The sequence below is a fragment of the Absicoccus porci genome, assembly GCF_003725415.1.
Lineage (GTDB): Bacteria > Bacillota_I > Bacilli_A > Erysipelotrichales > Erysipelotrichaceae > Absicoccus > Absicoccus porci.
The window spans coordinates 531,198-552,451 of the sequence record NZ_RJQC01000001.1 but is presented as its reverse complement, the minus strand read 5'-3'; the positions used below and the strand labels follow the sequence as shown (position 1 = coordinate 552,451).

Annotated in this window: 19 protein-coding genes, 2 tRNA genes, 1 pseudogene and 1 riboswitch; of the genes and pseudogenes, 10 read left to right on the top strand and 12 right to left on the bottom strand. The window is 37.7% G+C overall.

Annotation, left to right across the window (positions count from 1 at the left end):
* Positions 1-55: 55 nt before the first annotated feature.
* Positions 56-919, bottom strand: coding sequence for a DUF4438 domain-containing protein (locus tag EDX97_RS02800; protein ID WP_128519665.1), 864 nt, complete (start codon positions 917-919; stop codon positions 56-58).
* Positions 900-1,634, bottom strand: coding sequence for an SPOUT family RNA methyltransferase (locus tag EDX97_RS02795; protein ID WP_128519664.1), 735 nt, complete (start codon positions 1,632-1,634; stop codon positions 900-902). The genes EDX97_RS02800 and EDX97_RS02795 overlap by 20 nt, the downstream gene beginning before the upstream one ends.
* Positions 1,635-1,725: 91 nt before the next feature.
* Between EDX97_RS02795 and EDX97_RS02790 the strand changes: the two genes are divergently transcribed.
* The 6 genes and pseudogenes from EDX97_RS02790 to EDX97_RS12140 form a co-directional block, all read left to right on the top strand.
* On the top strand, positions 1,726-2,808 hold the full coding sequence (locus EDX97_RS02790) for an AI-2E family transporter (RefSeq protein WP_183164240.1): 1,083 nt from the start codon (positions 1,726-1,728) through the stop codon (positions 2,806-2,808).
* Positions 2,809-2,856: 48 nt separating this feature from the next.
* On the top strand, positions 2,857-3,762 hold the full coding sequence (locus tag EDX97_RS02785) for a putative manganese transporter (RefSeq protein ID WP_128519662.1): 906 nt from the start codon (positions 2,857-2,859) through the stop codon (positions 3,760-3,762).
* Positions 3,763-3,787: 25 nt separating this feature from the next.
* Positions 3,788-3,886, top strand: a riboswitch (THF riboswitch).
* Between the two features lie 67 nt (positions 3,887-3,953).
* On the top strand, positions 3,954-4,478 hold the full coding sequence (locus EDX97_RS02780; RefSeq protein ID WP_128519661.1) for a folate family ECF transporter S component: 525 nt from the start codon (positions 3,954-3,956) through the stop codon (positions 4,476-4,478).
* On the top strand, positions 4,475-5,749 hold the full coding sequence (locus tag EDX97_RS02775) for a bifunctional folylpolyglutamate synthase/dihydrofolate synthase (protein ID WP_128519660.1): 1,275 nt from the start codon (positions 4,475-4,477) through the stop codon (positions 5,747-5,749). Before EDX97_RS02780 ends, EDX97_RS02775 begins: the two co-directional genes overlap by 4 nt.
* A gap of 126 nt (positions 5,750-5,875) precedes the next feature.
* Positions 5,876-6,033: pseudogene (locus EDX97_RS02770) on the top strand (helix-turn-helix domain-containing protein); the annotation flags it as partial.
* A 1-nt stretch (position 6,034) separates the two neighbouring features.
* A partial coding sequence (locus tag EDX97_RS12140; protein ID WP_420884677.1) for an IS30 family transposase occupies positions 6,035-6,963 on the top strand: 929 nt, incomplete at its 5' end.
* Positions 6,964-7,016: 53 nt separating this feature from the next.
* On the opposite strand, the gene EDX97_RS02760 is transcribed toward EDX97_RS12140, so the two are convergent.
* The 5 genes from EDX97_RS02760 to EDX97_RS02740 all read right to left on the bottom strand — a co-directional run bounded on the left by EDX97_RS02760 (position 7,017) and on the right by EDX97_RS02740 (position 11,013).
* Positions 7,017-7,105, bottom strand: a tRNA-Leu gene (locus EDX97_RS02760).
* A gap of 5 nt (positions 7,106-7,110) precedes the next feature.
* A tRNA-Cys gene (locus EDX97_RS02755) sits at positions 7,111-7,185 on the bottom strand.
* Between the two features lie 102 nt (positions 7,186-7,287).
* Positions 7,288-8,982: a proline--tRNA ligase gene (locus tag EDX97_RS02750; protein ID WP_128519657.1), complete on the bottom strand. Its 1,695-nt coding sequence runs from the start codon at positions 8,980-8,982 to the stop codon at positions 7,288-7,290.
* A 1-nt stretch (position 8,983) separates the two neighbouring features.
* Positions 8,984-10,183, bottom strand: coding sequence for a peptidase U32 family protein (locus tag EDX97_RS02745; RefSeq protein ID WP_128519656.1), 1,200 nt, complete (start codon positions 10,181-10,183; stop codon positions 8,984-8,986).
* Positions 10,180-11,013, bottom strand: coding sequence for a peptidase U32 family protein (locus tag EDX97_RS02740; RefSeq protein WP_128519655.1), 834 nt, complete (start codon positions 11,011-11,013; stop codon positions 10,180-10,182). Before EDX97_RS02740 ends, EDX97_RS02745 begins: the two co-directional genes overlap by 4 nt.
* A 100-nt stretch (positions 11,014-11,113) precedes the next feature.
* Here EDX97_RS02740 and EDX97_RS02735 point away from each other — a divergent pair, with 100 nt between their 5' ends.
* Complete coding sequence (locus EDX97_RS02735; RefSeq protein WP_128519654.1) at positions 11,114-12,328, top strand: NADP-dependent isocitrate dehydrogenase; 1,215 nt, start codon at positions 11,114-11,116, stop codon at positions 12,326-12,328.
* A gap of 18 nt (positions 12,329-12,346) precedes the next feature.
* Here EDX97_RS02735 and EDX97_RS02730 read toward each other — a convergent pair whose 3' ends face one another.
* Both EDX97_RS02730 and nifJ read right to left on the bottom strand, forming a co-directional pair.
* Positions 12,347-13,027, bottom strand: a complete 681-nt coding sequence (locus EDX97_RS02730; RefSeq protein WP_128519653.1) for an HAD family hydrolase — start codon at positions 13,025-13,027, stop codon at positions 12,347-12,349.
* Between the two features lie 81 nt (positions 13,028-13,108).
* A complete protein-coding gene (gene nifJ, locus EDX97_RS02725) occupies positions 13,109-16,615 on the bottom strand; it encodes a pyruvate:ferredoxin (flavodoxin) oxidoreductase (protein WP_128519652.1) in 3,507 nt (1,168 codons plus the stop codon).
* A 173-nt stretch (positions 16,616-16,788) separates the two neighbouring features.
* Here nifJ and EDX97_RS02720 point away from each other — a divergent pair, with 173 nt between their 5' ends.
* Both EDX97_RS02720 and EDX97_RS02715 read left to right on the top strand, forming a co-directional pair.
* Positions 16,789-17,259: a divergent PAP2 family protein gene (locus EDX97_RS02720; RefSeq protein WP_128519651.1), complete on the top strand. Its 471-nt coding sequence runs from the start codon at positions 16,789-16,791 to the stop codon at positions 17,257-17,259.
* A gap of 17 nt (positions 17,260-17,276) precedes the next feature.
* On the top strand, positions 17,277-17,534 hold the full coding sequence (locus EDX97_RS02715) for a NifU family protein (RefSeq protein WP_128519650.1): 258 nt from the start codon (positions 17,277-17,279) through the stop codon (positions 17,532-17,534).
* A gap of 18 nt (positions 17,535-17,552) precedes the next feature.
* On the opposite strand, the gene EDX97_RS02710 is transcribed toward EDX97_RS02715, so the two are convergent.
* Positions 17,553-18,305, bottom strand: a complete 753-nt coding sequence (locus tag EDX97_RS02710) for an esterase family protein (RefSeq protein ID WP_128519649.1) — start codon at positions 18,303-18,305, stop codon at positions 17,553-17,555.
* An 80-nt stretch (positions 18,306-18,385) separates the two neighbouring features.
* On the opposite strand from EDX97_RS02710, the gene typA reads away from it, so the two are divergent.
* Positions 18,386-20,221, top strand: a complete 1,836-nt coding sequence (gene typA, locus EDX97_RS02705; RefSeq protein ID WP_128519648.1) for a translational GTPase TypA — start codon at positions 18,386-18,388, stop codon at positions 20,219-20,221.
* A gap of 23 nt (positions 20,222-20,244) precedes the next feature.
* On the opposite strand, the gene EDX97_RS02700 is transcribed toward typA, so the two are convergent.
* A complete protein-coding gene (locus tag EDX97_RS02700) occupies positions 20,245-20,676 on the bottom strand; it encodes a MarR family winged helix-turn-helix transcriptional regulator (protein ID WP_128519647.1) in 432 nt (143 codons plus the stop codon).
* Between the two features lie 98 nt (positions 20,677-20,774).
* Entirely contained in the window at positions 20,775-21,233 is a 459-nt protein-coding gene (locus EDX97_RS02695) for a MarR family winged helix-turn-helix transcriptional regulator (RefSeq protein WP_128519646.1), read from the bottom strand.
* Between the last annotated feature and the right edge of the window lie 21 nt (positions 21,234-21,254).

Genomic DNA, 21,254 nt, shown 5'->3' with positions numbered 1-21,254 from the left:
GTTGCCGTAACTGTCAAACAAGCTGTTTCCCATTTACAGGAAACAGCTCATTTTCTTATCGTTTCAACAATACATCTGTATAATTGGCTAAATTTGCATGTGTATCCACAACAGGTTCGATGGCACGTGTCGAACTTGTCGCTACAATCGTTAATCCAGGCCCATGACCACTTGTAAAGGAATCACTATGTACGACTACACCAATGGTAATCGCTCCTTGTTTATAATGCGGTCCATAAGTGCTGTCATGATCCAAGACAGCGACAAAATCACCAAAATGAAGTTGATTGATACCATATTTTTCATTTGCTTGCTCATCTTGGGTCATGATATCGTAATCGCCTTCCATCATCGTATCACTACCTAAACCAGCGCCCATCAAATAAGGTGGTAACACTGTCACGACGGGAAATTGGATCGTTGTTTCTGTTTCTTGAATCGGAAGTAAATCCAAAAGATCAGGATCAATATTCATCATATAGACATCTTCATGATCTAATAGTTTTAATCCTTGGCCATACGCTTTCACTAAGAATTGTTCATGGCCTGTCATTTTATCAATATCTTTTTTAGGAAAATAGCACATGGTATGATCAACACCACCGTGGGTTCCAGTCACAATGCCTTTGGCACCTTGGGCTGGACCAGATAAACAAATGACTTCATTACCGACACAGGCTAATGTTTCCAAGGCATGATTTTCTCGATCACTGGGATTGGCAATGGTAACCCCCGGTTCTACATGATCACCGGCTATCCCCATACAAGAATCACCAATGGCATGGGTATATACGATGCCACCGGTTCCAACAGGTAATCGGCCTTTGCCATCATATCCCACATAGAAATGTCCCATACGAGGATGATCTACTTGTCCATTCACTGCCATTTTTACTAATTTATCTCGATTGATTCGCATTTTCATTTCTCCTTTTTCGCATGATTTCAAATCCGAACACAGCACAAGCACTGGCGGTATCAAGGGCATTGCGAAAGTCTCTTCCATATTCAATGTATACATTTTGATAGGCATGATCTAAAAGGGTTCGACTCAGTCCACGATAGGCACCTCCAATCGCAATACAACATATATCTGGAAAAGTAATGTCATACAAGCTTTGTGCTTGGTTTCGATAGGCACAATATAAGGGAATATCGTTCGTGTTTAGATATTGAATCAAAGCTTCACCGTCTTTGACCATATAAATAGGCAACTTTTCAAATGCCCCTGCACTGGATCGTAAAATAATGGTTTCAGCTTTTTGCCAATCTCTAAATGGCAGAATCAAACCATCACATCCGGCTGCGTATAGGGTTCGGCAAACACTGCCTAAATTATAGGGGTCTTCTAAGCCATCAATATAGACACTCCATCCATTGATTTTTTGAGGAGAATCAAATTGTCTGGTTTTGGCTTCAAGCAGCATACCACCATGTGTTTTTGAACTGGCCATTTGATCCAATTGATCACGATTTGTCACTACAACTTTACAATTTCTTTTTTGTGCTAAATGAATGATATAACGAAAATCTTTGGTTCGTTTTTTCTTATCCACATATAAACAAATGCAAATTCGTTTGGGATTTTCTAATAGTGCCTTACAGGATATGGTTCCTTCATATAATTTATTCATAAAAATATTATATATGTTTTGAAACTATTCTTCTAGATGATAAAATAACTCCGTGTGAGGTGATAACATGCACGTTCGTTTTGATAACGAAATGAAGAAAAAAGTAATGGTCTATTCTTTCTCATTGATCATTGCGATCACTATAGGCATCGTCATATATAATTGTGGAACCATCATCAAAGGAATTAAAACCTTTGCATCAGCGGCTGCTCCTTTTATTGTTGGATTGGGTTTAGCCATTGTATTGCGTATTCCTGTGAGCTGGTTAGAAAAATCTTTATTTAAAAATTTTAAGAAAAAAAGACTTTGGTCCGCACTGGTTGTATTTTTGATTTTTATCTTCTTTTTGATTCTTATGATATCGATGATACTTCCTAATTTAATAAGTTCTATCCAACAATTATTGACCAATCAAAAGATGTTCCAAAAAAATATCCGGTTTTATATTAAACAAATTGAACAAAATATGCATATTGATTTATCCAATACGGAATCATATTTAACCGGTCGTTTATCCAAATTAATTTCCGAAAATTTATCCAAGATTGCTACATATTCGGTAGCAGCGGTTCGCTTTTTGATCAATACGATCTTAGCTATTGTTTCCGCTTTCTATATCGTCTTAGATAAAGAATCTCTTTGTCTAACATTTAAACGTTTGACGTATGCGATTTTCCCTGAATCGATTGCCAATCATTTGGTTCATTTTACCCATACGACAAGAGATGTATTCGATAGTTTCATCATTGGTAATCTTATTGATTCTTTGATCATTGGTATTATATGTTATATTGGTATTTCCATTTTCCGATTGCCTTATGCACAAATGATCGCATTTATTGTTGGCATCACGAATTTGATTCCTGTTTTTGGTCCATTCTTAGGAGCTATACCAAGTGCTATCTTATTGGTGTTGATCAATCCTATCTATGCTCTCATTTTCTTGATTTTCATTTTTATTCTTCAACAATTTGATGGCAATATCTTAAAGCCACTCGTATTGGGTGATCAATTAGGTCTTTCGGGATTCTGGATCTTGTTCTCCGTTACTGTTGGCGGTGACCTATATGGTGTCATTGGTATGTTCTTAGGTGTTCCGGTTTTTGCACTGATTTATCGTACGTTGCAGGAATTTACCGAAAACAAGCTTAATGAAAAACGATTAGAACCGTAAGCAAGCATCTAGCTTGCTTTTTTATTAGAATTCTGTATGATAGGTTTTATGGAATTTTTAATCGATATATTGATAGATTGTGTCCATGACACATGGGCCATGTTGCCCCTATTATTCATTACATACTGTATCATTGAAGTGTTTGAACGCAAACAAACTTCCGCTTCCGATGAGAAAATATTCTTTGACTTACAACGTTTTGGGCCGTTGATTGGAGCGCTTGTCGGCTTGATTCCGCAATGTGGTTTTAGTGTTTTGGCAGCTATGCTTTTTGTACAAAGAAATATCACATTGGGTACTTTAGTAGCTGTGATGATTGCAACCAGTGATGAAGCCATTCCAATCCTTTTAAGCAATCCCGAATTATATTCCACCCTTGGTTTTGTCTTGATTGGTAAATTTGTTACGGGGATTGTTGTTGGTTATTTGGTTGATTTCCTATTACGGAATCATCAACATATTATTCGTTTTGAAGAAATGGAAGAAGAAGACAGCGAAGAATATGATGCATACGATGATGACCAATCGAGTGCAGCGGTCAATGGATGTAACTGTTGTTATCCCAACTATCCATTGCCACTGAGTGCCTTATTGCGATCTTTACGTATTTTTGTATTCCTTTTTGTAACAAGCTTTATCATCGGTTTATTAATGGAATGGTTAGGACCACAAACTATTAAAAATCTATTATTGGATCATTCTATTTTCCAACCTATTTTATCAGCTTGTATTGGTTTTATTCCCAATTGTGCCGCTACGGTTGTATTAGCACAATTGTATGCAGCTGGAACCTTGAGCTTAGGCTCTTTATTTAGTGGTCTAGTCACCAATTCAGGATTAGCTCTATTGGTGTTGATTCGATATGGCGAAAGAAGAAAAAATCTGGCCAGAGTTATCCTTATTCTTTTCTTGACTGGTGTAGTTACTGGAATTGGTTTGACCCTTTTTATATAGTGTGATACCATACATCTAGACATTAAGCAGAGTAAGATCCCATGCGTAAAGTGCCATCTGAACAGGGAGTTGACAGATGGACGAAAAGTAGTAACTTGCGATATTGGATCTGCATCCCGCTGCTACATATTCAGGTATCAAACCTCCTTATGTAGTAAAAGGACCTATACTGCATAGAGGAGGTTTTTCTTATGTCTAAATTAAAAAATGTTCGTGTTTTGACAACCACATCCATGATGATTGCCATTGCGATCATCCTAGGCTTTTTCAAGATTCCGATTACCGATGTCATCGAAATTCGTTTTTCGCAAATTCCCGTTGCGATGGAATCTGCTTTGTTTGGACCTGTATTGGGCGGAATCGTAGGGGCATTAGCTGACATTGGTGGTTACATCGTAAAGCCAACAGGCCCTTATTTTCCTGGTTTTACGATTAGTGGTTTTGTCTCTGGTTTGATTTTTGCTCTTGTCTTATATAAAAAAGAAATCTCATTCAAAAGAGTTTTATTTGCTCAAATTCTATACACTTTGATTGTTGGTCTTGGATTAAATACATTATGGTTATCCATGCTGTATGGAAATACGTTTTGGGTTTTCTTAATGATGCGTTTCATCAAGGAATTGATCATGATTCCCATCAACACAGCTTTGATGATGGTTGTTTTAAAACCGGTATCCATCACCAGCTTTTATAAACAAAGTGTATCGATCCAATGAATTACCAAGAAACCATCGATTGGTTGACACACTTCCCTATTTTTCAACCAAAAAATGTCATCAATGGAAAAGCACGTATGGATCTTATCACAATACGTGCTCTTCTTTCTTATTTGGGAAATCCACAAGATGCTTGCTCTTTTATCCATATTGCCGGTACCAATGGAAAAGGATCCACAGCCGCGTATTTATATTCAATCTTAACCCAAACACCCATGCATATTGGTTTCTTTACCAGTCCATATTTATTTGATTGGCAGGAACAAATCCAAGTAGACAACCAATGGATCGATGATTCTTCTTTAGCCGTTTTGGCCTCTCTTGTCAGAGATACTGCACAAACCTATCACTTGCATCCATCAATATATGAAGTAACTTGTGCCATCGCTTTTCTGTATTTTCAACAAAAGAAATGCAATCTTGTTATCTTGGAAGTGGGATTAGGCGGTGATCAAGATGCAACCAATGTTGTATCTCATACGATTTGTGCTTTAATTACAGCCATTGGATTGGATCATACCGAATTGTTAGGAAATACTTTATCGGAAATTGCATCGCATAAATCTGGTATCATTAAGCCCGATTGTGATGTGATCGTTTATCCACAAACCAAAGAAGTCATCGATGTGATTGCAGCAAAATGCCATCAAATGCAGGCAAGAATGCATATTGTGCCACAAATACAAGCGGATACGCAAGATTTATCTGGACAAACGTTTAAAGGGTATCGTACGCATTTATTAGGAACTTATCAAGTGCAAAATGCGATGATGGCTATTCAAACTTGTCATCTTCTGCAAAAAAAGGGATATCCCCTTTCGCAAAGCGATATACATTACGGAATCGAAAAAACAACATGGCCATGTCGATTTGAAATCATTCAAAAAGATCCCATTCGTATCGTGGATGGATCTCATAATATACAAGGTGTACGTACCTTAAAAGAATCGTTAGAAACGTATTTTAAAGATCAGAAAATCATCTTTGTGATGGGAGTTCTACAAGATAAAGCATATGAAGAAATGATTGATATTTTAGGCCCTTTATCGGCTGGTTTTTTCACCATTACACCACCGAATCCCAGAGCATTGGATGCTTATGAATTAGCGACAAGAATCCAATCAAAGGGATATAAAGCTGTATCTTCATCTATGGCACAAGTTATTGATCAGATGCATTCGATTGATTCTATTGTATGTTTCTTTGGTTCCTTATACTATGTTGGACAAATTCGAAAGAAAATTCTTGATGAGAATAAAGGGTCACAATGATGTGACCCTTTATTTTAAACGATTAAATTATCATAATAAGTGCAACAGCCTATAAGAATAAAAAAAGTCCATGGGTTCAATGATAAAATGTGAGTGACAAAACAAATATTTATCAAGGGGAATCCCATGAACTACAACCATCTTAACATAAATGAGAGAACAGTCATATCTTTACTTGCTTCTTCTGACATATCGATTCGTGAAATAGCGAAGCAACTTGGAAGAAGTCCGAGTACGATTTCCAGAGAATTGAAACGAAACCAAACAAATGAACGAGATTCCCGNCTTCTGACATATCGATTCGTGAAATAGCGAAGCAACTTGGAAGAAGTCCGAGTACGATTTCCAGAGAATTGAAACGAAACCAAACAAATGAACGAGATTCCCGGTATATCCCTTCGAAAGCCCAGGAAATATATCAAAACAGAAAACATCATTGTGGCAGAAAATATATTTCCTGTGAGGATACGCTATCCTACGTGAAATATAGAATAGAAGATCATTGGTCGCCTGAACAAATCGCACATAGAAAAACAGCACACAAAGTTCCTTCTACATCAACGATCTATCGAATGATTCACCAGAAAAGGCTTGGTCCAATCACAATGGCACGTCTAAGAAGAAAAGGAAACTTTACAAGACCGGCCGAAACCAGAGGAAAATTCAATGATGGCGGCAGGACAATCAAAAAACGCCCCAAAGATGTCTATAAACGAAAAGAATTAGGACATTGGGAGGGTGATACTGTTGTATTCGGTAAAATTGATCGCAAGTGCAAATCTTCAGCCTGTTTTGTGACATTGGCAGAGCGAAAATCAAGGATGTATATTGCGATAAAGGTTCCAAACAGAACAGCCGAAATTGTCAGCCAAGCTATCATCAAAGCATTAAAAGATTATCCCGAAGACATGGTCAAGACGATAACGTTCGACCGCGGAAAAGAATTCGCCGGTTATGAAGATATAGAAAATGCGCTGCACTGCAGTACCTACTTCTGCGATCCATACTGTGCCTGGCAAAAAGGAACAAATGAAAACACCAATGGACTGTTAAGAGAATTCTATCCGAAAGGAATGGACCTATCACTTGTCGATGAAGATGAGCTAAAGCATAATCTTGAACTGATGAATAATCGGCCACGAAAGTTCCTTGGCTATAAGACACCAAATGAAGTTATGAACGAAACAGACTCACATACATCGTGTTGCACTTAATTTGACAATTCATCAACAGAAAAAAAGTCATCCGAAGATGACTTCATTTCAAATGGTGGGGACGGTGGGACTTGAACCCACACGGGAATTAACTCCCAACGGATTTTAAGTCCGTTGCGTCTACCAATTCCGCCACGACCCCATAAATGGAGGTTCCGATCGGAGTCGAACCGATGATCACAGAGTTGCAGTCTATTGCCTTAGCCTCTTGGCTACGGAACCAGGTGCTTATACATTATACAAAATCTGATGTATAATTGCAAGCTCATTTCGACCTTATTTATAATAACATGGATCTTGTATAATGCCAAGCTTTTTTTTTATTTATTTTTCATAAATTTCAGTGATTCGATCTTCAATATCATCTAACGATACTTCTCTCTTCTCTCCAGTCGATCTTTCCGTCCATTCCAACATACCATCTTTTACACCACGACCAACCGTAATTCGATGTGGAATACCAATCAATTCCATATCTTTAAATTTGACACCTGGACGCTCTTTACGATCATCCAATAATACATCATAGTGATGTTTCTTACAGAAATCATACAATTGGTCAGCAACTTCCATTTGGCGTTCATCTTTATTGGAAATAACAACAATCGCTAAACGGAAAGGTGCCACTTCATCTGGCCACATCAATCCTTTTTCATCATTGTATTGTTCTGCAACAGCGGCCATACAACGTTCCAAACCAATACCGTAACATCCCATCCAGATTGGTTTCTGTTGGTTATCTTGATCCGTGTATAACACATTTAAACTCTTTGAATATTTTGTTCCTAATTTAAACAAATTACCTACTTCAATACCATGCTCAAAAGTCAGTGGCTTACCACAAACCGGACATACATCTCCTTCTTTGACTTGGCATAAGTCGGCAATAGCTTCGGGTTGAAAATCTTCAACATTTACATTTTCATAGTGATGATCCGTTTTATTTGCACCCACGATAAAATTGTGCATTTTTAAGATCTGACGATCCATGTACACTGGACAATCAATACCGATTGGACCGGCAAATCCCACCTTGGCATGGGTTACCCGTTCTACATCATCGAAAGCAGCCAATTCCATTTCATTCGCACCTAAAAGCTTCATGGCTTTTGCTTCATTCAATTCACGATCACCTGGCACACAAAAAGCCACGATCTTACCATCGGCATTGTATAGTAATGTTTTCACAAAATCACTTGGTTGTTTGCCGAAGAAAGCTGCCACTTCATCAATCGTTTTTGCATTTGGCGTTTCTTTGATCGAATACGGTACTTTTGGTTCCGTCGATTCTGGTTTATTATCCATAACTTCCGTAATTTCCATATTACTCGAGAAATCACAACCTTCGCAACCAACAATGACATCTTCACCAATGGGTGACAAAGCCTGATATTCTTCACTTAATAAACCACCCATAGCACCGGTATCCGCACGAACGATCTTATATTTCAAACCTAGACGATCCATGATCCGGCAATACGCATCATACATCGCATCGTAAGATTTGGCTAAACCTTCTTCATCGGTATCAAAAGAATAGGCATCTTTCATGATAAACTCACGAACACGAATCAAACCAAAACGAGGACGTGTTTCATCTCGATATTTTGTTTGAATCTGATATAAGTTGTATGGAAAATCTTTATAACTCTTTCCATCCATGCTGGCTGCCATTGTAAACAATTCTTCATGAGTTGGACCTAATACATAGGGACGATCATTTCGATCATGCAGCGCAAACATATTCGATCCAAATGCTTCCCGTCGTCCAGATTTTTCATAAACTTCTTCAGGAATCAAAGCTGGCATCAATAATTCTTGTGCACCTTTGGCATCCATTTCTTCACGAATAATATTTTCAACTTTCGCTAAGACCTTTTTACCCATGGGCATGATCATATAAATACCGGCACTGGTTTTTTTAATCATTCCTGCTCGTACCAATAAATTACTGGATACACTATCTTCATCTTTTGCGTTTTCCCGCAATGTATAAAAAAAACTTTGACTTAATTTCATCTTATTTTCTCCTTTTTCGAATCATCGCATTTTCTTGCCAAGGCCCATCCCATTTGGCATAGACAATTTGCATCGGCTTGTTGCAGACCGTTAACGGTTCCCCATTTTCATCTTCGATACTTTGTAGCTTGATTGGTGTACTAGGGATTTGGGGTCCAAATATTTCTAGATCATCTTCAAAAACAAATTTATTTTTGACTTGTACCTGTATTTTATCATTCTTTTTTCCCAAGACAAACGCAACATATTCTTGAGTGACGGTTTCATCATGATCTTGATACAATTGCACCGTTTCATCCGGTATACCTTTATAAAATCCAGGTCCTGTTTGGCGATTTTCAGCTTTGGCAATTTCAAATCGAATCGCATCTAATTCCGATGGTGTCACACTTCCCTTTTCATAAATTTGATCAATCAAACGTCGATAACTGGAAACCACAGTTGCCAGATAATAGGCGGATTTCATCCGTCCTTCAATCTTTAAAGAAGCAACGCCCCATCGGATAAAGGACTCTATCTCATCAACAGCTTGTAGATCTTTGGATGACATACAAAATAATTGTTCCGGATTGGATATTTCATCCGCACCATCCATCAGATGATATTTCCATCGACAACTTTGGGCACAACCGCCACGATTGGCATCCCGCAATGTCATATGATTGCTTAAGACACAACGACCAGAATAAGAAATACACATACCACCATGAATAAAAATTTCAATGGGAAGGATTTGTTTTTTAGCCATCGTTTCAATTTGTTCCATACCACATTCGCGAGCTAGAACCACACGATCCATTCCTTGTTCTTTCCAGAATTCAATGGCCTTCGAGTTGGTACTGGAATGTTGGGTCGAAACATGTACTTCAAAATGACAACCCAACGATTTGGCCAATGTCATGATATAGGGGCTCGCCACAATGATTGCATGCACGCCAATGGCATCCAGTTTGAGCAAATACTCTTGAATGCCTTCTAGATCATCTTCATGTGGCAACATATTCACTGTGACATGAACATGGGCTTGATGGACATTCGCAAATTCGACCAATTCTGCCATTTCTTCTAATGAGAAATTGGAAGCACGGGAACGCAACGAAAATTGTTTTCCACCAATATAGACAGCATCGGCTCCATAAAGAATCGCAATCTTGGCTTTTTCGAGATTACCAGCAGGAGCTAACAATTCAATTTTATTCATTTTTGCTCCTCCTTTTTGCGAATCGTCTGTTGATGATACCAATGATCCGAACCAGGCATCACAAGATGTTCTTTATAAGCTTTTAAAATATCGATGGTCCATGCATCGGATTGAAAAATGGAATCAATTCGAAAGCGCGAAATCCCACATTCCTTTAATGCTTGTATTTCATTGTACGATTGGATAGGCTGTTCACTAAAAATATGTGTACCGGTTTCATCTTGAAGGATAGGCATACGATCGGTACGTGTAGCTTCAATGAGATCGTATTGTAACGTGGATGGAACTTCGATATTTTCTTGATGCATATAATTAGAAATCAGTGGTCGACGTGAATAAAGAATCGAAAAATAACCATTGATCAATACTTCTAAATGCGGTGTTTGCACTATTTTTTTTATTTCTTCAAGCGATAATTCATGCGCTAAACTCACGGCTTGAATGCCTTGATTTAAATAAAACTGTGCATCTAAATGATTGGTAATCAAAGTTTCGGGTTGATAAATCAAAGCTTGTTGATAACCAATTTCTTTGGCTAATTGTAAAACGCCTTCATCCGCAAAATAAAATCCTTGGATACCTAAGGATTGACATCGTTGTAGAGTTTTTAAAACAAGAGGTAAATCTTCATCCATCATCATTTTGGTGCCATTGACATATAAGTCCAGGCCCAATTGATCACAACTTTCTTTCCATTGCGCGATTTCATCCAGTTCTACCATACATGGACAATGTAAAGCAAGATGAACAACGCCAATGATGATGCCATCGCAACCGGCCTCTTTTAAAGCTTTTAAAGAAGATTTATCATGAATCGTTGCGAAAATCATATCTTCACCTCCACAGTGTATATATATTACCACAAATAAAAATAGTTTTGGCATACGGATACAAGAAAAGGTATAATGGATGCATAGTTGGAGGATGCCTATGGAAAAGATTCAAATGAAAACGCCATTGGTTGAGATGGATGGCGATGAAATGACACGTATTTTATGGAAGATGATCAAAGATGAATTGATTCTTCCTTATGTGGATCTAAAAACCGAATATTATGATTTAGGATTAAAACATCGTGATGAAACCAATGACCAAGTAACTATTGATGCTGCAAATGCCAATAAAAAATATGGTGTTTCAGTTAAATGTGCAACAATCACACCAAATGCACAACGAGTAGAAGAATATAATCTACATCAAATGTGGAAATCGCCAAATGGTACGATTCGTGCCATTTTAGATGGAACGGTTTTCCGTGCCCCAATCATGATTGATCCGATTCAACCAGTCGTACGGAATTGGAAAAAGCCAATCACAATTGCTCGTCATGCTTATGGTGATGTTTATCGTGATCAAGAAATCCGCGTAGAAAAACCGGGAACGGCTACATTAAAATTTACGGATGAAGATGGTCAAACCACGGAAGAAAAGATTTTTGATTTTGAAGGAAAAGGCGTTCTTCAAGGTCTATACAATAAGGATGATTCCATCCAATCGTTTGCACGCAGTTGTTTCAATTATGCTTTAGATGCCAAAAAAGACCTATGGTTTGGTGCAAAGGATACGATTTCTAAAAAATATGATCATACATTCAAAGATATTTTCCAAGAAATCTATGACAACGAATACAAAGAAAAATTTGAAGCTGTGGGAATCACTTATTTTTATTCTTTAATTGATGATATCGTAGCTCGTGTCATTCGTAGCGAAGGTGGTATGATCTGGGCATGTAAGAACTATGACGGTGATGTCATGAGTGATATGGTCTCTACTGCTTTTGGTTCGCTCGCCATGATGACAAGTGTATTGGTTTCTCCCGATGGCAATTATGAATATGAAGCAGCTCATGGAACAGTCACTCGTCATTACTATAAATATTTGAAGGGTGAAAAAACATCAACCAATCCAATTGCTACGATCTTTGCATGGACCGGTGCCTTAGCAAAACGTGGTGAAAAAGATGGATTGGAAGATCTTCAAACTTTTGCTCATACTTTAGAACAAGCTTGTTTAGATACTTTAAATGCAGGTATCATGACAAAAGATCTTTGTGCATTGGCACAAGGTGTAGAAACAAAACAAGTGGATTCCGAACAGTTTATTCAAGCAATCAAACAACGTCTAGAAGAATTGATGGCCGCCTAAGCGACCATCTTTTTTTTATTATTTTTCAAGTTTTTTTAACAATTCTATCAATTCATCTTCTGTATAGACAATATAATCGGCTGCATCCCCTTCCATTTGATGATGACGATTAAAATGAATGGTGTGCATACCTGCCCCTTTTGCTCCTTGCATATCGTTGATATAGTTGTCGCCTACATAATACCAATCTGAAATATTTGTGTTTGTATGATCCGCGATGGCTTGAAAAGCACGAGGATCTGGTTTTGCAAATCCTAATTGTCCCGATGTATACACATGATCATCTTGAAAATATGCAAAAACATCCAAGGCTTTTAATTTCATTCGTTGATGATCATCAAAACCATTGGTTAAAATAGCAAGTTCACTGGTGGTGTTTTTAAAATATTTATGATACTGTGGAGCCATTTGAATATGGTGTTGATTATTTCGATACGTATCTTGAAAATCAGCAGCCTGTTCTAGATCCATATCTAATCCTAAGGCCTTACTGGATGCATAAATACGATATATTCCACTATCATCTACCGTAATCGTATCATTTTGCAACAAATCAAACACTTCATCACCGTATTCTCGATAAATACGATAAAATTCTTCTAAATCTCCTGCATAATTGGGAAAAAACTGAGCTACACATTTGCGAAATGGATCTTGTAGATCATAGAGTGTGTCATCACAATCAAAACAAAATTTCATACGTTCCTCTTTTCTTCTTACATCATAACGAATTATACAAAAAAAAGGAACTGCAAATGCAGCTCCTTAAAAGGTTGATTATTATTCATCTTCTTTTGCCAAAGAAACAAGACGATGATAACGACGTGCGGCATCTTCTTTTGCTTCTTCGAACAATTCGTCAGCTTTTTCAGCACCTTTTAACTTAACCAATTGATTGAATCGAGTTTCTCTCATCATGAAGTCTTTCATCTTCGAGTAATCTGGTTCTTTCGAATCGATTGTTAAGTGTTGTTCAGCACGTGGGTCGTAACGATATAATACGACATATCCGCAATCAACGGCATCACGTTGAACTTGTTGATGGATTCCTAATCCACCTTTGATATGATGCTCAGCACATGGTGCGTAAGCAATGATCAATGATGGTCCATCATAGCTTTCTGCTTCTTGGAATGCTTTCAATGTTTGCATCTTATTAGCACCCATACATACGGAAGCAACATAAGCTGTACCATAAGTCATGGCAATTTGTCCTAAATCTTTCTTAGCAACGGTCTTACCACCAGCAGCGAACTTAGCGATAGAAGCACGTTGTGAAGATTTAGAAGATTGTCCACCAGTATTTGAATAAACCTCAGTATCTAAGACTAATACGTTCACATTCACGTTGTTGGCCAATACATGGTCTAATCCACCGTATCCGATATCGTATGCCCAACCATCACCACCGATGATCCATACAGATTTTTCAACTAAGTCAGCATCAGCTAATGCTTTTACATCTTCATTTGCTTCTTTAGCAGCTAATTCTTTAATTTGAGGTGCTAATGCACGTTCTGCATCTTTGTCACCTTTAGCTTCTAGATATTTTTCAAAGACAGCCTTCAATTCTGGAGCAACACTATCCATGTTTTCTTCCATTGTCTTATAGATTGTAGACATACGGTAGTTTTGAGCCAATGCCATACCATATCCATATTCGGCGTTATCTTCGAACAATGAGTTAGCCCAAGCAGGTCCATTTCCATCTTTATCTGTTACGAATGGTGTATCTGGGGTAGCACCACAGTAAATAGAAGAACATCCAGTTGCGTTGGCAATCATCATATCTTTACCGAATAATTGAGAAGCTAAACGATAGTAAGGAGTTTCACCACATCCTGGACAAGATCCTGGAACTTCAAAGTAAGGCATCAAGAATTGAGAACCTTTGATCGTGTTCTTAGGGAATAGATCTGTCTTGTATTCTGTATCTTTATATAGGTAATCAGCCAAAGCATCTTCATCCAATTTGTCATGGATAGGAACCATCTTCAAGGCTTTTTCACCCTTCTTACCTGGACATTCAGTGACACACAATCCACAACCAACACAGTTAGAAGGTGAAGTTTGTACACGGAATGCTAATTTCTTATCTTTTACACCAATAGCAGGAACTGTTGCGAATTCTTGAGGTGCATTTGCAACTTCTTCATCTGTTAAAGCAAATGTACGAATCGTTGCATGTGGACATACGAATGAACAAATTCCACATTGGATACAGTTATCTGGATTCCAATCAGGAACCATAGCGGCAGTGGCACGATGACCTTTGAATGCTGCGTTTGGTTGCATAGAACCATCCAAAGCAAATTTAGCGAATGTGCTAACTGGCATATCGTATCCTTCCAATGCATTGATACGACCTGCATATTCATCCCAGTAAGGATCACCAGTCATAGTACGTAATTCACCACTTGGTAATTCAGCCCATGCTGGATCAACTGGAACTTCAACAATACCGTCTTTACCTGCATCAATTGCAGCATAGTTCAATTGAACGATTTGATCACCTTTCTTACCATAAGACTTCTTAGCAAATTTCTTCATCAAATCAACAGAAGTATCCAATGGCATGATTTGTGTATTCAAAGCGAAGAATGCACTTTGTAAAATGGTATTTGTACGACGTCCCATACCAATTTCTAATGCGATCTTAGTTGCATTGATGATATAGAATTTTGCATGTGCCTGTGCTAAACGTTTTTTCAAACGATTTGGCATATGTTTAACGATTTCATCTTTATCGAATGTTGTATTCAATAAGAATGTACCACCATCTTTTAATCCACGAGCTACATCATAACGGAACATATATGCATCCAAAGATACAGAAATAAAGTCCGCGTTATTTACATAGTATGTAGAATGGATAGGTGATTTTCCAAAACGCAAGTGAGAACGAGTGACACCTCCGGCTTTTTTCGAGTCATATGCGAAGTAACCTTGAGCATATTGATCCGTGTTATCACCAATGATCTTGATTGTGTTCTTGTTAGCACCTACAGTACCATCAGATCCAAGACCCCAGAACAAGCAAGAAGTTGCATCCGAGTTGATAACATAGCTTGTATCTACTGGTAATGATGTATGTGTTAAATCATCATCGATACCAACAGTAAATCCAGTCTTGATTTCGTCTTCTTTTAAGTAATCCAATACAGCTTTGATATGGCAAGGTTGTGTATCGTGAGAACCTAATCCATAACGTCCACCGATAATTTCAATACCAGAACCAGCTAATGCACCTAATACATCTAAGTATAGAGGTTCACCACTAGCTCCACCTTCTTTTGTACGATCCAATACAGCAATACGTTTAACCGTTGTAGGTAATACAGCTTTTAAGTATTTTGCTGAGAATGGACGATACAAATGAACTTTGATCATACCAACTTTTTCGCCTTTAGCGACTAAGTCGTTTACAACTTCTAATCCAGCTTCACTAGCTGAACCCATAACAACGAAGACACGCTCAGCATCTGGCGTACCAACATAGTTAAATGGTTTATAATCACGTCCAGTAATTTCGCTGATCTTCTTCATGTAGTCAGCAACAACATCAGCGACTTTTGCGTAATGTTCGTTACGAGCTTCAACAGTTTGGAAGAAGATATCATCGTTTTCGTTTGCACCACGAGTTACTGGATTTGTATGTGGGTTCATTGAACGTTTACGGAATTCTTCCAATGCTTCGTAATCAATTAAGTCTTTGTATTTTTCTGTATCAAATACTTCAACTTTATGTACTTCGTGAGAAGTACGGAATCCATCAAAGAAATGAACAAATGGAACTTGACACTTGATAGCTGCTAAGTGAGCAACACCAGCTAAATCCATAACTTCCTGTACAGAGTGAGAAGATAACATAGGGATACCTGTCTGACGTACAGCGTAAACATCTTCATGGTCACCGAAGATATTTAATGAACGACTAGCAAGTGAACGTGCAGCTACATGTAATACGACTGGTAAATTTTCACCAACCCATTTGTAGATATTTGGGATCATCAACAACAAACCTTGACTGGCAGTAAAAGTTGTTGCTAAAGTTCCTCCCTGTGCAGCACCATGCACAGCACCAGATGCACCGGCTTCTGATTGTAATTCGGCAATTTTTACAACTTCACCGAATACATTTTTTCGTCCTTGGCTTGCCCAATCATCCATCGATTCTGCCATTGGCGAAGATGGTGTAATTGGATAAATACAACTCATTTCGGTAAGAGCATAGGCATTATGGGCCGCAGCTGTGTTACCGTCCATGGACTGGAATTTTTTTGCCATATAATTTCCTCCTTAAATATTTGGTTTATTCATACCAAAATTATTATACGAGTTTTGTATTATTTTTTAAAGGACAATTTTTACGCTTTTATCAATTATTCATTAAGCATATCACTATTCTTTTATCATCTGTGTGATATAATGAACACAAGAAATCAAGGGAGGAAGGATTTATGACCATTCCTGCTTCACTTTTTCCATTAGTGACAGCACTTGTCTGCAATTTGATCGCACAAGTACTCAAAACCATCTTTTACTATTTAAAATCTGGTGAATGGGATCTCCATTGGGTCGTAGCTAGTGGTGGATTTCCTAGTTCTCACTCCTCAACAGTAACGGGTTTGTCTATGGCAATCGGTATTCAAGAAGGATTTAATTCTGCCTTGTTTGCGGTAACCGCAATCTTTGCATTCATCGTAATGTATGATGCTTGTCATGTACGCTACTATTCAGGAAAGAACATTGAATTAACACAACAGTTGATCAAAGATCTAAAGGATGAAGCAAAGATAAATATCGATTATGATGAGCCAATCTACAAAGAACAGCTCAAAGCTGTTTTAGGTCACAAATTCACAGAAGTCATTGGTGGATTTATTATTGGTCTTCTCATTCCATTAATTATAAGCCCTTTATTTCTATAGATAAGGAGATGCATATCATGGCAGAAGAAAAGACTAACGAAGAACATATCCCGACAAAAAAAGAAGTCGAAGCATGTATTGATAAAATTCGTCCCTATATCCAACAAGATGGTGGTGACATTGCCTTCTTGGGTATTGACGAAAATAACGTTGTTTATGTCACATTCCGAGGCGCTTGCCAAGGATGTTTCATGGCAGTCAACGATTTTTCCAGCGGTATCAAATCATTGATTTTGGATGAGGTCCCTGGCGTACGAGACGTAATGCTTGTTTAAACAAAAGGCGATGTAGCTTTAAACTACATCGCCTTTTAACATATGATTGATAAAATACGGAAATTGTTTTTGCCACCAAGGCCAATCATGCGCTACATCGTACCCCCAATAATCACACCAAGCATGAATACCTTTTTCTTTGAAAATCTGTTCTAACTGTCGTAAATCTCTTGACGTTTCCGTTTCCCAATCGCCTTGTCCTACACAAAAAATCATAGGATCCAAGTTGTATTTCTGAATATATGGATGATTCTTATCCATATTATATAAATAAGCCATAGGATTGTTTTGATACGTAATTTCATCGTGATATCCGGCATAATATTGATCCATTTCATAAACACCAGAAAGTGCCAATATACCATCAAATAAATCCGGAAAACGAAAGAATAAATTAGCAGCATGCGTTGCTCCCATACTGGCTCCAGTCACCCACCAAGGCATGGAAGAACCAACATACAAATCAACTTCTGGCTTTAATTCATGAATGATATATTGCATCCAAGCTTCATGCCGAATATAACGCTCCTTGGGATTTCCATGATCATTGGACCATGTTTCCAAATCAATGGCATCACAAGCTACAAAACGAATCTTTCCTTCTTCGATTTGATCAGCCACGGTCTCATACATATGACGATCTTCCCATTCAAAAAAACGATTGTTTTGGGTTGGAATCACTAGACATACTTTTCCCGCATGTCCATAAATTTTGTATTCCATTTCTCGATCTAAATACCTCGAGTACTTTTTAAAATATTCTACTACCATGCACACATTATAACATATTGCAAATTTTTATACTTTGAATTATACTTGTACTGTTTTTTAGACAGAAAGAGAGTGACACTATGTCCAATAGAGAAAAAATCTTGAACATTGCCGTCATCGCCCATGTCGATGCAGGAAAAAGTACGTTGGTTGATGCTTTCTTGCGACAAAGCGATGTATTCCGTGACAATGAAGAAGTCGTTGACTGTGTCATGGATTCCAATGATTTGGAACGTGAACGCGGTATCACTATTTATTCTAAGAACTGTTCGATCATTCACAATGGAGTAAAGATCAACATTGTTGATACCCCAGGTCATGCGGACTTCTCGAGTGAAGTCGAACGAATTATTCGTACCGTCGATACTGTCATCTTGTTGGTGGATTCCAGTGAAGGTCCAATGCCACAAACACGATTTGTATTATCGAAAGCATTAGAAATTGGTTTAAAACCGATCTTATTGATCAATAAAATCGATAAAAAAGATCAACGTGCTGAAGAAGTCGTTGATGAAGTGTATGATTTATTCCTTGATTTAAATGCAACCGATGAACAATTAGACTTCCCTATTTTATATGGCGTTGCCCGTGAAGGACGTGTTCAATACGATTTAGATACACCAAGTGACAACATTGACCCTTTATTTGATACGATCTTGAAACATTGTGATCCATATCCAGATAAAGACGATCAACCAGCACAAATGCAAGTATCCGCTTTAGCTTATGATGACTATATTGGTCGTTTAGGCATTGGTCGAATCTACAATGGTGTCTTACACCAAGGCGATACATATATCCGTTGTAATGAACAAGGCTTGAATGAACGCGAAACGATATCCAAGTTATTTGTTTATAAAGGATTATCTCGTGTGGATGTCAAAGAAGCACATAGCGGTGATATCGTTGTCATTGCTGGTATGCCAGACATCAATATTGGTGATACCATTTGTGATCCAGAACATGTAGAACCTATGTCGCATATCCCTATCGAAGAGCCTACGCTTTCGATGAATTTCCATGTCAACACATCGCCATTTGCTGGTCAAAGTGGAAAATATGTGACAAGTCGTAACTTAAAAGAACGCTTGGAAAAAGAATTGGAAGTCAATGTAGGTCTAAAAGTAGAAGAAACCGATAGTGCAGATTGCTTTAAAGTATCCGGTCGTGGTGAATTGCATATTTCCATTTTAATTGAAAATATGCGTCGTGAAGGCTATGAATTGGCCGTTTCTAAACCCGAAGTTATCTTACATGAAGATGAAAATGGTCATAAGGTAGAACCTGTCGAAGAAGTGGTTTGTATTGCACCAGAAGAATATCAAGGCGCTATTATTAATAAATTGAATCTTCGTAAAGGTGTCATGCAAGATCTAAATGAAGAAAACGGATATGTACGTATCACATATCAAGTACCAACGCGAGGCTTGTTGGGATTCCGTACTGAATTCATTAACGAAACACATGGTGAAGGCACATTGGTTCGTCGTATTTCTGGTTATGAACCGTATAAAGGCGAAATTCCACAACGAATGCAAGGCGCTATGATTTCCAATGGTACAGGAACGGCAATGACCTATGCTCTATGGAATCTACAAGAACGAGGTACTTTGTTTATTTCTCCACAAACACCTGTTTATGAAGGTATGATCATTGGTGAAAGTGCTAAAAATATTGATATGGATGTCAATCCTTTAAAAAATAAAAAATTAACAGCCATTCGATCCACTGGACGAGATGAAGCCATGCTGTTGACCCCACCACGTGTTTTCTCTTTGGAAGAAGCATTGGAATGGATCAATGATGATGAATTGGTTGAAGTTACACCAGATGCTATTCGTCTTCGCAAAAAAGGTCTAACTGCCATGGATCGTCGGAACTTATATCGTCAAAAAATGGCAGCCCAAGAACAGTAAAAAACACGCAAACGCGTGTTTTTTTAGTGATTGAAATTTGACTCTATTTGTACATTCAACGAATGCAGTATACGTAAAAAAGCAGAAATTTCATCATCATTAAATGAATCAAACACATCTTCAATTTCGGTTTGAAATTGTTTTTTCCATTCATCAATTTGATTTAATACTTTATCGGTTAATTGAACATACACAATTCGATGATCTTTTTCAAAGCGGATTCGGTTGATCCATCCCTTTTCTTCGTACTCATTCATAAATTGACTCGCTGCTGCTGTACTAATATGAAAATGTTTTGCCAAATTCGAAATAGTAACCCAGTGGTTTTTGGCACAATAAATAAATGAAATGATTTGTATATCCTTCATTTTATAAGATGTTTTCTTCACTGCTAAGGCATCTATCTGCCATTCAAAAAAATCATTGATTGCTTCTATAGCTTCTTGATGCGACATATCCTCTTCCTCTCATTCTCGTTTATATGAAATAGTATCCCTAAAGAATGAGAAAATCAACAAACAAAAAACGCACATTGTGCGCTTTTTGTAAACTTTTACTTCTTTTTGTCTTGGGGATTCAGAGTAATCCCCAATTTTCCATCGATTGCTTTTAATATGCGTGAAAAAGCTAAAATCTCCTCATCACTGAAATCAGCCAAAACTTCATCGGCTTTTTCATCAATTTTTTGCAGTCGTTCATCAAAAATACGATTTATTTTATCTGTCACTTTTACGTGAACAGTACGTCGATCTTTATCTGAACGAATCCGCTCAACCCAACCTTTCTTTTCATAAGCTGTCACAAACTGACTAGCAGCTGCAGGTGTTACATTCAAGTGATAAGCTAATTCAGATACAGTAACCATATGGTCCTCATGGGTTCGGTCGATGAATGCCAAAATGTGTAGGTCCCGCATTTTGAATCCTTCATACCAACTACTGTTTGTAGCAAAGGAATCCATTTGAAGATCCAAAAAGTAATTGATGGCATCTCTTGCTTTTTGTCGGGGCATTTCTTCTTTCCTTTCATCCTA

Bases quoted from the DNA above. Each gene is read 5' to 3' on its own strand.
- EDX97_RS02695 (WP_128519646.1), bottom strand. From the start codon at position 21,233: ATGCCCCGACAAAAAGCAAGAGATGCCATCAATTACTTTTTGGATCTT.
- EDX97_RS02750 (WP_128519657.1), bottom strand. From the start codon at position 8,982: ATGAAATTAAGTCAAAGTTTTTTTTATACATTGCGGGAAAACGCAAAA.
- EDX97_RS02715 (WP_128519650.1), top strand. From the start codon at position 17,277: ATGGCAGAAGAAAAGACTAACGAAGAACATATCCCGACAAAAAAAGAA.
- typA (WP_128519648.1), top strand. From the start codon at position 18,386: ATGTCCAATAGAGAAAAAATCTTGAACATTGCCGTCATCGCCCATGTC.
- EDX97_RS02780 (WP_128519661.1), top strand. From the start codon at position 3,954: ATGTCTAAATTAAAAAATGTTCGTGTTTTGACAACCACATCCATGATG.
- EDX97_RS02795 (WP_128519664.1), bottom strand. From the start codon at position 1,634: ATGAATAAATTATATGAAGGAACCATATCCTGTAAGGCACTATTAGAA.
- EDX97_RS02785 (WP_128519662.1), top strand. From the start codon at position 2,857: ATGGAATTTTTAATCGATATATTGATAGATTGTGTCCATGACACATGG.
- EDX97_RS02710 (WP_128519649.1), bottom strand. From the start codon at position 18,305: ATGGTAGTAGAATATTTTAAAAAGTACTCGAGGTATTTAGATCGAGAA.
- EDX97_RS02775 (WP_128519660.1), top strand. From the start codon at position 4,475: ATGAATTACCAAGAAACCATCGATTGGTTGACACACTTCCCTATTTTT.
- nifJ (WP_128519652.1), bottom strand. From the start codon at position 16,615: ATGGCAAAAAAATTCCAGTCCATGGACGGTAACACAGCTGCGGCCCAT.
- EDX97_RS02790 (WP_183164240.1), top strand. From the start codon at position 1,726: ATGAAGAAAAAAGTAATGGTCTATTCTTTCTCATTGATCATTGCGATC.
- EDX97_RS02745 (WP_128519656.1), bottom strand. From the start codon at position 10,183: ATGAATAAAATTGAATTGTTAGCTCCTGCTGGTAATCTCGAAAAAGCC.
- EDX97_RS02735 (WP_128519654.1), top strand. From the start codon at position 11,114: ATGGAAAAGATTCAAATGAAAACGCCATTGGTTGAGATGGATGGCGAT.
- EDX97_RS02720 (WP_128519651.1), top strand. From the start codon at position 16,789: ATGACCATTCCTGCTTCACTTTTTCCATTAGTGACAGCACTTGTCTGC.
- EDX97_RS02800 (WP_128519665.1), bottom strand. From the start codon at position 919: ATGCGAATCAATCGAGATAAATTAGTAAAAATGGCAGTGAATGGACAA.
- EDX97_RS02730 (WP_128519653.1), bottom strand. From the start codon at position 13,027: ATGAAATTTTGTTTTGATTGTGATGACACACTCTATGATCTACAAGAT.
- EDX97_RS02700 (WP_128519647.1), bottom strand. From the start codon at position 20,676: ATGTCGCATCAAGAAGCTATAGAAGCAATCAATGATTTTTTTGAATGG.
- EDX97_RS02740 (WP_128519655.1), bottom strand. From the start codon at position 11,013: ATGATTTTCGCAACGATTCATGATAAATCTTCTTTAAAAGCTTTAAAA.